Origin of the sequence: Novacetimonas hansenii JCM 7643, from assembly GCF_000964405.1 — a bacterium.
Taxonomy (GTDB): Bacteria; Pseudomonadota; Alphaproteobacteria; order Acetobacterales; family Acetobacteraceae; genus Novacetimonas; species Novacetimonas hansenii.
The window spans coordinates 1-11,025 of sequence record NZ_BANE01000225.1 but is presented as its reverse complement, the minus strand read 5'-3'; the positions used below and the strand labels follow the sequence as shown (position 1 = coordinate 11,025).

The following is an 11,025-nucleotide window of genomic DNA, read 5'->3' as shown; positions in this document are numbered from 1 at the left end:
CCGGCGTGACAGGCCGGCGCTCTAACCAACTGAGCTACACCCGCATAAGTTTTCGGGAAGAAGAAACCCCGACAACCATTCGGTGGATGGGCAAATAACAGGGTTCGGCAGGTCTGGCAACGGCCATATGCAAAAAAACGGCATCTTTTTCATGAAGATGCCGTTTTCCGCCCGGATCAGGTGGCGGCAGGGGACTTGACCCCATCAAGGGCCACGGCCACGCCATGCACGGTCGCGGCGATGCGTATGGAGGTCTGGATCTGCTCTGTCGTCAGTCCCGCCTTGCGCAGGGCGTGTTCATGGCTTTCCATGCACATCCCGCATCCGTTGATGGCCGACACGGCAAGCGACCAGAGTTCGAAATCAACCTTTTCCACACCCGGCCGCCCGATCACGTTCATCCGCAACTGTGCCGGGATCTTGGCATAATCGCCGCCCACCATATGCACGAAGCGGTAATAGACATTGTTCATGCCCATGATGGCAGCAGCGGCCCGCGCGGCGTCAAGCGCCTCTGTCGACAGGGCATCGGCGAAATGCGTGCTTAGCAGTTCGGTGACAAGCGGGTTGCGCGATGCAATGGCGGAGGCCACGAATGTCCCTGCAAGCTGCTGCGGCGTCAGGGTAATGTCATGGGCGAGGGCGCCAAGGTTGAGCTTCAGGTCCTTGGCATAATCAGGCAGCAGGGATTTGAGTGTATCAAGCGACATGGACATATGCCTCAGCACGGGGAGACTGTTTGAAAACAACCCATTGGTACAGGAAGATGAAAGTTCCCGGGCGTCGCTTTTTCCCAAATCGGGACAACGTCATTTATGAAGCCCACAGGTAAAAAATCTCCAAAAACTTTCGTGATTTCAAAAGGTTAATATACCGGGTTTTTCAAACGGCCTCAGGATGGGAAAAGCGGGTGAAATAATAGGGCACCCCGTCCCGATACGGCTGTCCCCCATGTGGGGGCATCGCATGATGGTGGGGTGGCCCGTATGCCGGGATGTCGCGGGGTTACAGGCAGGGGCACGGCATCCGGGTATGCGGAAACGCCACCCCGCATGCCGACAGACATGCGGGGTGGTGCCCAAGGCTGGTCAGGGCCGCTCAGGCCCGGATCAGGGAAAGATCATGCCTTGATGAAGGCATCCCCTTTCTTCCAGTTGCACGGGCACAGCTCATCGCTTTGCAGTCCGTCGAGGATGCGCAGGATTTCCTGCGGGTTGCGACCGACCGACAGGTCGTTGACGCTGACATGGCGGATGACGCCATGGGGATCGACAAGGAAGGTTGCGCGATAGGCAGCACCCGCGCCCTGCGACATGACGCCCACGCCTTCAATCAGCTCACGCTTGATGTCGGAAAGCATCGGAATTTCGAGGTTCTTCAGGTCCTCGTTGTTCAGGCGCCAGTTCAGGTGGACGAACGCGCTGTCGATCGACACGCCATACACGACGGCGTCGCGGTCCTTGAACTCTCCGGCCAGCTTGCCGAAGGCCACGATTTCGGTCGGGCAGACGAAGGTGAAGTCGAGCGGCCAGAAAAAGACGACCTTCCACTTGCCTTCGTTGCTTTCGTCCGAGATCTGGACGAACTCACCCTTCAGGCCCTCGGCCCCGCCGGGAACGGCCTGCAGGTTAAAGCTGGGGAACTTGTCACCGACTGTAAGCATTTGTGGAATCTCCCTTGATTCGGTTTGGGATCAGGCAGCCCGCCCGGTGGGGCGCGTCCGATGGGGTATATCTATGGTCCTGGTGCTGCTATCATGCCAGCGAATAATTTATATATTTATGATCGAATTAGTCGATGCTTCCCATGCCCTCCGCACAGCAGTTGCGCTATCTTGTGACCCTTGCGGAATTGCGTCATTTCGGCCGTGCCGCCAAAAGCTGCGCCGTCACGCAATCCACGCTTTCGGCCGGTATCCTCGCGCTGGAACGGCAGATGGACGTGCAGCTTCTTGATCGTGATGTCGGCAAGAAAGTGGTGTTTACCCCGCTGGGTAACGAAGTGGTCACGCGCGCGCGCCTTGCACTGGAATCGTTACAGTCGGTACTGGACGTGGCGGCGGCGTCGCATGAACCCATGAGCGGGCTTTTGCGGATCGGGGTCATCCCGACCATCGGCCCGTTTGTCGTGCCTAACCTGATCCGCAGGCTGCGACAGGGATTTCCGCGCATGCGCCTGTCGTTGAACGAGGATCTGACCCATCATGTGCTGGAGAAACTGGCGCTTGGGCGGTTGGATCTCGTGTTGCTGGCGATGCCGTGTGATTGCGCCGACAGCGAGACGTGGCCCCTGTGGCGTGATCCCTTCGTGCTGGTGATGCCGCAGATGCACCCGCTGTCAAAACTGTCCGCCGTGCCGGTTGAACGGATCGTGTCCCAGCGCATGATCCTGCTGGAGGACGGGCACTGCCTGCGGGGCCAGACGCTGGCGCTATGCCGTCAGGTGCGGGGATGGTCCAGCCCGGAAGGGGCGGAGGAGGAATTTACCGTCACGTCCCTGCATACGCTGGTGGAAATGGTGGCTGCGGGACTCTGTGTGGCGTTGCTGCCGCAGATGGCGGTCCTGTCCGGCCTGCTGCGCGATCAGGCGGTTGTTGCGCGTCCGGTTACAGGATGCCAGGCATGGCGCACGATCGGGCTGGCATGGCGGCCACGTTCCCCGCGGATGGGGGATTTCAGGACGTTGGCCCCATTTTTCATGCCGCCCGATGTCGGCCCGATGGCGGCGAATGCCCAGCAGGCCCCGGTTTTCGGGGATAAAAAGTAACGAAGATATATCGGCGGAGTTGACTCATCGCGCGGTCAGGGGTATTCGGGCGCCTCTTTGCGGTTATCAGCCGCCAGTCGAGGGTCGGATCATGAAAATCAGAAACAGCCTGAAGTCGGCCAAGGTTCGTGACAAGGACTGCCGTGTGGTCCGTCGTCGTGGCAAGGTCTATGTCATCAACAAGAAGAACCCGCGCATGAAGGCCCGTCAGGGCTGATTGCCGGACGGATTTGACCGTCAGGTTCCATATTGATGCGACACGAGGTCGCGTGACCGGTGGGGAAACCCTGCGGTTGCGCGGCCTTTTGTGTTTTTTCTGCCTTGTGGTCGCTCCTATTGTCCCGGCGATGCCCTGTGTCGCGGCGTCTGCCCCACCCCCCGTACCCGTCGCGTCACCAGCCCATGGCGCATCGTCCCCCGCCCCGGCCGGCAAGGGCGGGGAGACGAAGGAGCCTGGCATCCCCGAACTGCAGGATGAACTGCTGCACGCAAAGTCGAAGCAGGCGGCAAGCGACCTGCTGGCCCGGATCGAGACGTTGCGCCAAAAGGATATCACCCCCACCACCCACCTGCTGGTCCGGCGTGCGCAGTCCGATCTGGCGCAGCAGAAGGTCGGTGATGCGCAGGAAGACCTGAACGACGCCCTTGTCTTGCAGCCGGACGTTGAAATCCTGTGGCGTTTACGTGCGCAGGCGCGGTTGGCGGGGGCAGATGCTGATGGGGCGGTGGCCGACCTTGGCATCGCCTTGCACCATGACGGGCGCGATGTACTGGCGTGGCAGATCCTGAGTGAGGCGGAAGGCGTGCGCGGTGACTGGGGTGCCGCGTGGAAAGCGTGGCAGCATGTCATGACGCTGTATCCCCTGTTCCCCGGTGCTGCGCACCAGACGGAAGACCTGCGGCTCAAGGCATTCGGGCGTCCCACCTGAACCTTCTCATTGCGATTCGATGAGGGGAAGGGACGATGTCCTGATTTTCTGGGCACTGCCGGGAAACAGCCCAGAAAATATATTGGGGAATAAAGGTTTCTGGTGAAGCTTTTTCTAAAAGCTTCAGAAGGCGTCGCCTTTTTTCAAAAAGACGACGCCTTTGAAACGGGGTGTGGGAAAGTGTTGCCCGAAATCCTGAATGTTTATTCCCGTAATTGCCGGTCAGTTCATTACCGGTCAGTCAGGCGGAATTCGATACGGCGGTTACGTGCGAAGGCTTCGGCTGTCGTGCCATTATCCAGCGGTTGGAAATCGGCAAAGCCCGTGGCGGCAAGGTGACGCGGGCTGATCCCGTCGGCGATCAGCATCTTCACCACCGTTATCGCGCGTGCGGAGGACAGTTCCCAGTTGCTGGGGAAGGCTGTGTGGATCGGCAGGCGGTCGGCATGCCCATCCACGCGCAGTATCCACGGCACCGATGGTGGGATCTGCTGTGCCACCTGTTTCAGCGTCCGGCCCAGCACCTTGATTTCCTGTATGCCTTCTGGCGACAGGTCGGCACTGCCAACAGGGAACAGGACCTCGCTTTGGAATACGAACCGGTCGCCCACGACCTGTATCCCCTTGGTATCTTTCAGCACATCACGCAGGCGGCCAAAGAATTCGGAGCGATAGCGCTGCAACTGCTCCACCTTCTGCGCCAATGCGATATTAAGCTGCATGCCAAGGTTGTCGAGTTTGCGGTCGCGGTCATGCACCTCGTTCTGGCTGATCTCCAGCGCCGTGCTGACCGCGGCAAGCTGTGCGCTGAGCTGTGCAAGCTGGTTGTTAAGCTCGTCGGCCTGATGGCGTGCATCGTCGCGTTCAGCCGCCTGCTGGCTGACCTGCGCCGTAAGCGAGGTTGTCGTGGCCTCGTCGGCAGCATGTTCCTTCTGCAAGGTGGCTACCGACTGTTCGAGGGAGTGGTTATGACTTTGCTCCAAAGAGAGCATCTGGCTGAGATGCGCGACCTCGCGCTGAAGCTGGTCAAGGACCTGCTGGCGCTTGTTCAGCGCAACCGACAGGAATGCCTGCCCCAGCACGAAGACAAGCAGTACGAAGATGATGACCATCAGGAGTGTGGACAGCGCGTCCACATATCCCGGCCATGCATTCAGTTCAGAGGAGCGGGACTGGCGGCGGGATCGGCGGGCCATGACGGGAACTTTCTGTAGATCAGGAGGCCGGGCGTCCCGCACCCGGTGCGGCTGCGGCGATGGTGCGGGCCAGAAGGCGAAGGTCGCCACGGATTTCGCTGGAAATCTGCGTGCGTCCGGCTTCGGATTCCTGCACCAGGCGTGCCAGCAGGGCCTCGATATTCTGCAGGTGCTCGCTCCCGCGTGGGGCGGCCATCTGCGCCAGATGATCGTTCAGGGACGATAGCAGGTGCTGTTCATGCGCGCGCTGCTCCTCATTGCGTGACAGCAGGACCTGAAGTTTTTCAAGGTTTTCCGCCGTATGTTCCAAAAGCGCCTCGACATAGGCGGGGATCGTCGCTTCTTCACCGGTGGTGGAGATGTTGCCGCCCGACATCCGCGTGATGCTGGCCATCCATTCTTCAAGCTCGTTGAAGAAGCGGTTTTGCGCCTGTCCTGCCGTCAGGTCGAGGAACCCCAGCACCAGCGCGCCAGCCAGCCCGAACATGGAACCGGAAAACGCGGTGCCCATGCCATGCAGCGGCGCGGCCAGCCCGGCCTTGAGCTGATCGAACATGGCCGTCATGTCGCCCGACCCCACGGTCATGCTGCCGATGACATCCGCGACCGATCCCACCGTCAGCAGCAGCCCATAGAATGTGCCCAGCAGGCCAAGGAAGATCAGCAGCCCCGTAAGGTAGCGCGACAGTTCGCGCCCTTCGTCCAGTCGCGATGACAGGCTGTCGAGCAGCGATTGCGCCACGGGGGCCGACAGTGTCAGGCGCGTGCCACGTTCGCGCGTCGCCAGCATGGAGGCCATGGGGGCAAGCAGGCGCGGTGGCGGCGGTGTGGTCAGTCCTTCACGCGGGTGGCGGATGGTGTCGATCCAGCGCACCTCAGGGATCAGGCGCAGGACCATGGAGACATTCCACGCGATTCCCAGCGCCAGGATGCCTAGGATGAGGCCATCAAGGTAAGGATTATTGAAAAACGCCTGGTACAGCGTACTTCCCAGCATGGAGGCGACAATGCCCACAGCCAGAAGAAACAGGACGATTCGAAGGATATAGGTTGTCGGTCGCGTCACGCAGGGCTGCTCTCTTAGGAGGGAGAAGGACTCGACGCCACCACACCAGAGCGGGTCACGTCAATACAGTCCGGTGTTATTCCGATCTGATTTTCTGGTGGCTGCCCGATGGCACGTACGTAAATGCGTGTCGATGCGACCCCGGCATGGATCAGGACGGACCGTGCGGCAAGCCCGCGTGACAGCGCGATCCGGCGCGGGGTGGAGGCATCGTCGCCATTGCCTTCGCCATATGCGGCAATCATCACATGCTGTTCCGGCAGGCGTTGCATTACGCCCGCCAATGTCTGCAATGCCGCAATCATGCGCGGGTTCATGTCCGCGCTCTGGTCCCCGAAATACAGGCGTGTGCCACCAGGGATGCGCGCGGCATGGCCCTTGGCCGCGGGGTCGGGCTTTACTTCCGGTGGGGGCGGGGCGGGATGCAGGGGCACATGCACTTCTGGTGGGCGCAGGACGGGATTGGCCGGTGGCGTCGTCGCCACCTGCGGTATGGCAGCCGCAGGGGGGGCAGCAGGAGTGGCGGCAGCCGGATTCGCGCCATCGGGTGGGGCGCTGGCATGTCGGCCCATTTCGTTGCTGCCGACGACGGGGCGCGTGGCCGGTCTTGCAACGGCCGGGGTGGGCGGTGGCGCGCCAAGCGTGTTGAGCGCATCGGGATGGGTAATGACCTGCGCATGTGCCGCGCGGATGCCCGCCGGTGCGGCAAGCCCCGTCACCAGCGCCAGCGCGATGCGCGCATGGATGGCCAACATGGCGCGGGGGTGTGGGGACGGATGCGATATGAAAGGCGCCCTGCGGGGCGTGGGGGTCGGTTCATCTGACATGGTGCCGACACGCTAGACGAGGGGCAGGGCGCACTCAACATCCACGTGCGCCGGCACGTGGATGGACCATGGTGCGGGACGCGCACCATGGTGGCGATGGTTACGACAATACGTGCGCCATCGGGGGTCGGAAGGGATCAGGAACGCGTGACGAGGCTGTTGGCGACAAGTTCACGCAGGATGCCATGCATGTGCGCATTCCCCGCGACCGCATCCACCGAATCGGGGAAGTCATTGAGGTCCACGCCATTTGGGTCTGTGGCATAACCCCCGGCCTCACGCACCAGCAGCACACCGGCGGCGCAGTCCCATGGGCGAATGCCCAGTTCCCAATATCCCTCGTACCGGCCTGCCGCGACCCATGCAAGGTCGAGTGCCGCCGCGCCAAAACGCCGCACACCCGCGACCTGTGGCATCAGCGCGCCAAGCGTGCGGGCGAAGGACAGCCGGTTTTTGGCCGATACCTTTGCAAAGGGGATGCCTGTTGCGAACAGGGATTCATCCATGTTGCGCCGCGCCGACACGCGCAGGCGACGTTCGTTGAGGAACGCGCCAATGCCCTTTTCAGCCCAGAACATTTCGTTCCCGGCGGGATTATATACAAGGGCTGCGACCATTTCGATCGTACCGTCCGGCAGGCGGCGCTGCAGGCCGATGGAAATGGCCCAGTGCGGGATGCCATGCAGGAAGTTGGTCGTGCCGTCCAGCGGATCGACAATCCAGCGCCACGTCCATCCGTCGCCGCCAGATGCGCCGCTTTCCTCCATCAGGAAGGCATAGCCCGGACGCGCGCGGCCCAGTTCCTCGCGCAGGGTGGCTTCGGCGCGCAGGTCCGCCTGCGACACGAAATCGCCCGGTCCCTTGATGCTGACCTGAAGCTGTTCGACCTCATTGAAGTCACGCAGAAGCCGGCGCGCAGCTTTCTGCGCGGCGTTCTGCATGACCGTCATATGAGGGGAAAGTCGCATTGCCACGGTGATCGGTCCTGTCTGGTTCGGCGGTGAAGCGGGAATGATGGGATTGGGACGGGAACGCGCCAGGCCGCCGACACCCGGGTGGGTGTCGCGGCGGCGCGGGGATCAGGACTTCGCCCGTTCGACGTAGGTGCTGTCCTCGGTGCGGACCACGATCTTTTCGCCCGCTTCGATGAAGGGGGGGACCATCGTCTTCACGCCGTTGGACAGGCGCGCGGGCTTGTACGACGAACTTGCCGTCTGGCCCTTGACGACGGGATCGGCCTCCACGACCTCAAGCGTCACCTGGCTGGGCAGGACAACGCCCACCGGATCGCCTTCGACAAGGTTGAGGATCAGCGTCATGTTGTCCTGCAGGAACGGCGCCTGATCGCCAAGCAGGTCAAGCGGCAGCAGCAACTGTTCGAACGTTTCCGGGTCCATCAGGACGATGTTGTCGCCGTCCATATAGGAATAGGTATATTCCTTTTCCTCGGTCATCAGGCGTTCGACGGTATCCGCCGTGCGCCAGCGTTCGTTCGTCTTGTTGCCGGTCTTGAGGTCGCGCATCTCAACCTGGATGAAGGCGCCGCCCTTGCCCGGAGTGATGATCTGCTGCTTCAGGACCGTCCAGCGACGGCCGTCATGCTCGATGACCTGTCCGGCACGGATCAGGTTCGCCTGCTGTTTCATTGGGGTCTCTGTCTGAACTTGTGGGAATGTCTTGCAAGGATGGGCTTCTACCTTCCCCGGCGCGGAAGGGCAAGGTTTGCGCGCTAACCTTCTTCCACGCGATGTGGCCTGCCCTGTGGATCGCGCACCTGCATGCCCATCCCCTCAACCGTGTCGAGATAGCCCGGGCCGATCGGCACCTTGCCATGCCCGCCGGGGATGTCGAGCACATAGGTCGGCCATGCCAGCCCCGTCACACGCCCGCGCAGGGCCGCCAGCAGGCGCTGTCCCTCGGCAATGGGCACGCGAAAGCGTGACGTGCCGGGCGCGGGGTCGAGCTGGTGCAGGTAATATGGCTTGACCCGTGCGGCGACGAGGGCGCGCAGCAGGTCCTCAAGCGCCTGTGGCGTGTCATTGACCCCGCGCAACAGGACGGATTGCGCGATGACGGGGATGGCCTGCGCCTGCATGCGGCGGATGGCCTTGCGTGCCTGGGGGGTCAGTTCGCGGGCATGGTTGGCATGTATGACCATCCACAGGCTGCATGTGGTGTCGAGGGCGGCCATCATGTCCGCCGTCACGCGTTCGGGGTCGGCCACGGGCACGCGGGTATGGATGCGGATGGTGTGAACGTGGGGCATCGCCTCCAGCGCGCGGATGATGTGGCCCATGCGTCGGGGCGACAGCATCATCGGGTCGCCCCCGCTCAGGATCACTTCGCCAATGGCCGGATGCGCGCGCAGCCAGTCCAGCGCACGTTCCAGCGCCGCATCATCCAGCACGCCGCCATCAGGGCCGACATGTTCGCGCCGGAAGCAGAACCGGCAATAAAGCGGGCATATCAGCAGTGGCTTGAGCAGTGCGCGGTCGGCATAACGATGCACAATTCCTGGCACGGGTGACAGTGCGTCATCGCCGATCGGGTCGGAACGTTCCTCTGTCGTGGTATGCAGTTCCGCCGGGTCGGGAATGACCTGCAGCCCGATCGGGTCATCGGGATGTTCGATCAGTGCGGCAAAGGCGGGGGGGATCGCGGTGGCATAGTCATGCGCCACAGCCTCCAGCGCGGGTTGCGCGGCCTGCGACACCAGCCCTGCTTCCACCAGGTCGCGGACGGTGCGTAACGTGCGCGCAGGGGCGGGGCGTGTGGTGTCTGGCATGGAGGTGCCTCATAACGGATGGATCAGGGTTGGGAAAGTTTCCGGGGGGCGACTTTTTCAGGAATGCACCGCTTTTCGAAAGCGTCTTGGGAGAAAACTTCACCAAAAACGGCTTTGCGAGAGGCAGGGGGCATAAAGGGGTTGACCAGAGGGGAGACTGCCGCGCTGTACTGCGCGCCGCTTGTTCCTGCAACCGGAGTTTTGTGTCCCCATGTCCAGAAAGGGTATCGGATCTGGCGATCCTGACCGCATTGCCGAACGCCTTGCCCTGTTGCGGCGGCGTGGGCTGGTGGTGCGCGGTGTGCGTGCGTTTTTTGAGGGACGCGGGTATCTGGAGGTCGAAACCCCCTATGCCGTGCCGACGCCGGGGGAGGAAGTGCATCTGAAGGTATTTCGCACCGAGCAGCATCGCCCCGATGGGACGGTGCGTCCGCTGTTTTTGCACACCAGTCCCGAATTCGCGATGAAGCGTATCGTGGCCGCAACCCACCTGCCGGTGTTCCAGATGGCACGGGTCTGGCGCAATGCGGAAGGCAGCCGCCTGCATGCGCATGAGTTCACGATGCTGGAATGGTATCGCCCCCATGCCAGCCTGTCTGACCTGATGGATGAGACCGAGGCCCTGTTGCGCGCCATTTTGCCGCCGGTCCTGCCGGGTGCGGCATCACGGGTTGCAATGACCCCCCCGTTCGAACGCCTGACGATGGCCGATGCCTTTGCACGGTATGCCGGGCTTGACCTGTTGGCGACGGGCGACGACGCGACTGCGCTTGCGCAGGCCGCACGATGTGACCTGCGTGCGGGGGAAAGCTGGGAAGACCTGTTTTTCCGCCTGCTGATGGAACGTATCGAGCCGCATATCGGGCGCACATGTCCGACCTTCCTGACCCACTGGCCCGCCAGTCAGGCGGCCCTGGCGCGGCGTGATCCCGCGGACCCGCGCGTGGCGCTGCGTTTCGAACTGTATGCCGATGGGATCGAACTGGCCAATGCGTTCGAGGAGCTGACCGACCCGGTGGAGCAGGAGGCACGTTTTATGGCCGATCGCGCCCGGCGGGCCGACCTGTATGGCGATGACCCGCAGGCGACATGGCCAATGGACCATGCGTTCCTTGCTGCAGTGGGGAACATGCCATCCTGTGTGGGGATCGCGCTGGGGCTGGATCGTCTGGTGATGCTCGCGGCGGGGACGCGGCGGATTGAGGATGTGCTCTGGCTGTCGGGGGAGTGAAGGTAAAAGATTGTGGGAACTGGCCGAAATCTATGAAATTTCGGTGAAGCCTTTTCCCGCAGGGATCAAGGTTCAGGTCATGGTGCTGACACCAGGGCAGCCTTTGCGGGCATCATGGGCATTTTTGATAACGAATTGAAAATAAGTGATTTTTCAAGAGGCTGTTTGAAAAGTCAGGCTCGATAACATCCTGAAATCATAAAGGTTTTTGGTGAAGCTTTTTCC

General features: G+C 62.0%; 12 protein-coding genes. 4 read left to right on the top strand and 8 right to left on the bottom strand.

Annotated elements, in window-relative coordinates:
- Positions 1-176: 176 nt before the first annotated feature.
- Together B7G66_RS13725 and B7G66_RS13720 are read right to left on the bottom strand one after the other, a co-directional pair.
- Positions 177-710 carry a carboxymuconolactone decarboxylase family protein gene (locus B7G66_RS13725; protein WP_040511325.1) on the bottom strand — a complete coding sequence of 178 codons (534 nt, stop codon included), beginning with the start codon at positions 708-710 and terminating at the stop codon, positions 177-179.
- A 410-nt stretch (positions 711-1,120) separates the two neighbouring features.
- On the bottom strand, positions 1,121-1,663 hold the full coding sequence (locus tag B7G66_RS13720; protein ID WP_003617318.1) for a peroxiredoxin: 543 nt from the start codon (positions 1,661-1,663) through the stop codon (positions 1,121-1,123).
- A gap of 134 nt (positions 1,664-1,797) precedes the next feature.
- On the opposite strand from B7G66_RS13720, the gene B7G66_RS13715 reads away from it, so the two are divergent.
- The 3 genes from B7G66_RS13715 (at position 1,798) to B7G66_RS13705 (ending at position 3,695) form a co-directional block, all read left to right on the top strand.
- Positions 1,798-2,766, top strand: coding sequence for a hydrogen peroxide-inducible genes activator (locus B7G66_RS13715; protein ID WP_048859286.1), 969 nt, complete (start codon positions 1,798-1,800; stop codon positions 2,764-2,766).
- A 91-nt stretch (positions 2,767-2,857) separates the two neighbouring features.
- Complete coding sequence (gene ykgO / locus B7G66_RS13710) at positions 2,858-2,983, top strand: type B 50S ribosomal protein L36 (protein ID WP_003617324.1); 126 nt, start codon at positions 2,858-2,860, stop codon at positions 2,981-2,983.
- 13 nt (positions 2,984-2,996) lie between these two features.
- Complete coding sequence (locus tag B7G66_RS13705; RefSeq protein ID WP_003617326.1) at positions 2,997-3,695, top strand: tetratricopeptide repeat protein; 699 nt, start codon at positions 2,997-2,999, stop codon at positions 3,693-3,695.
- A gap of 230 nt (positions 3,696-3,925) precedes the next feature.
- Here B7G66_RS13705 and B7G66_RS13700 read toward each other — a convergent pair whose 3' ends face one another.
- The 6 genes from B7G66_RS13700 to B7G66_RS13675 all read right to left on the bottom strand — a co-directional run bounded on the left by B7G66_RS13700 (position 3,926) and on the right by B7G66_RS13675 (position 9,569).
- A complete protein-coding gene (locus B7G66_RS13700; RefSeq protein WP_003617327.1) occupies positions 3,926-4,891 on the bottom strand; it encodes a peptidoglycan -binding protein in 966 nt (321 codons plus the stop codon).
- Positions 4,892-4,910: 19 nt separating this feature from the next.
- Positions 4,911-5,957, bottom strand: a complete 1,047-nt coding sequence (locus B7G66_RS13695) for a hypothetical protein (protein ID WP_003617329.1) — start codon at positions 5,955-5,957, stop codon at positions 4,911-4,913.
- Positions 5,958-5,971: 14 nt separating this feature from the next.
- The gene (locus B7G66_RS13690; protein ID WP_141312665.1) at positions 5,972-6,712 is read right to left on the bottom strand and encodes an OmpA family protein; all 741 of its coding nucleotides are present in this window, start codon (positions 6,710-6,712) and stop codon (positions 5,972-5,974) included.
- Between the two features lie 209 nt (positions 6,713-6,921).
- On the bottom strand, positions 6,922-7,752 hold the full coding sequence (locus tag B7G66_RS13685) for an inositol monophosphatase family protein (RefSeq protein ID WP_003617334.1): 831 nt from the start codon (positions 7,750-7,752) through the stop codon (positions 6,922-6,924).
- 111 nt (positions 7,753-7,863) lie between these two features.
- The gene (gene efp / locus B7G66_RS13680; RefSeq protein ID WP_003617336.1) at positions 7,864-8,430 is read right to left on the bottom strand and encodes an elongation factor P; all 567 of its coding nucleotides are present in this window, start codon (positions 8,428-8,430) and stop codon (positions 7,864-7,866) included.
- Positions 8,431-8,513: 83 nt separating this feature from the next.
- The gene (locus B7G66_RS13675) at positions 8,514-9,569 is read right to left on the bottom strand and encodes a lysine-2,3-aminomutase-like protein (RefSeq protein ID WP_003617338.1); all 1,056 of its coding nucleotides are present in this window, start codon (positions 9,567-9,569) and stop codon (positions 8,514-8,516) included.
- Between the two features lie 211 nt (positions 9,570-9,780).
- Between B7G66_RS13675 and epmA the strand changes: the two genes are divergently transcribed.
- Entirely contained in the window at positions 9,781-10,800 is a 1,020-nt protein-coding gene (gene epmA, locus B7G66_RS13670) for an EF-P lysine aminoacylase EpmA (RefSeq protein ID WP_003617340.1), read from the top strand.
- The last annotated feature ends 225 nt before the right edge of the window (positions 10,801-11,025 follow it).

Bases quoted from the DNA above. Each gene is read 5' to 3' on its own strand.
- B7G66_RS13725 (WP_040511325.1), bottom strand. From the start codon at position 710: ATGTCGCTTGATACACTCAAATCCCTGCTGCCTGATTATGCCAAGGAC.
- B7G66_RS13720 (WP_003617318.1), bottom strand. From the start codon at position 1,663: ATGCTTACAGTCGGTGACAAGTTCCCCAGCTTTAACCTGCAGGCCGTT.
- B7G66_RS13715 (WP_048859286.1), top strand. From the start codon at position 1,798: ATGCTTCCCATGCCCTCCGCACAGCAGTTGCGCTATCTTGTGACCCTT.
- ykgO (WP_003617324.1), top strand. From the start codon at position 2,858: ATGAAAATCAGAAACAGCCTGAAGTCGGCCAAGGTTCGTGACAAGGAC.
- B7G66_RS13700 (WP_003617327.1), bottom strand. From the start codon at position 4,891: ATGGCCCGCCGATCCCGCCGCCAGTCCCGCTCCTCTGAACTGAATGCA.
- B7G66_RS13690 (WP_141312665.1), bottom strand. From the start codon at position 6,712: ATGTTGGCCATCCATGCGCGCATCGCGCTGGCGCTGGTGACGGGGCTT.
- B7G66_RS13685 (WP_003617334.1), bottom strand. From the start codon at position 7,752: ATGCGACTTTCCCCTCATATGACGGTCATGCAGAACGCCGCGCAGAAA.
- efp (WP_003617336.1), bottom strand. From the start codon at position 8,430: ATGAAACAGCAGGCGAACCTGATCCGTGCCGGACAGGTCATCGAGCAT.
- B7G66_RS13675 (WP_003617338.1), bottom strand. From the start codon at position 9,569: ATGCCAGACACCACACGCCCCGCCCCTGCGCGCACGTTACGCACCGTC.
- epmA (WP_003617340.1), top strand. From the start codon at position 9,781: ATGTCCAGAAAGGGTATCGGATCTGGCGATCCTGACCGCATTGCCGAA.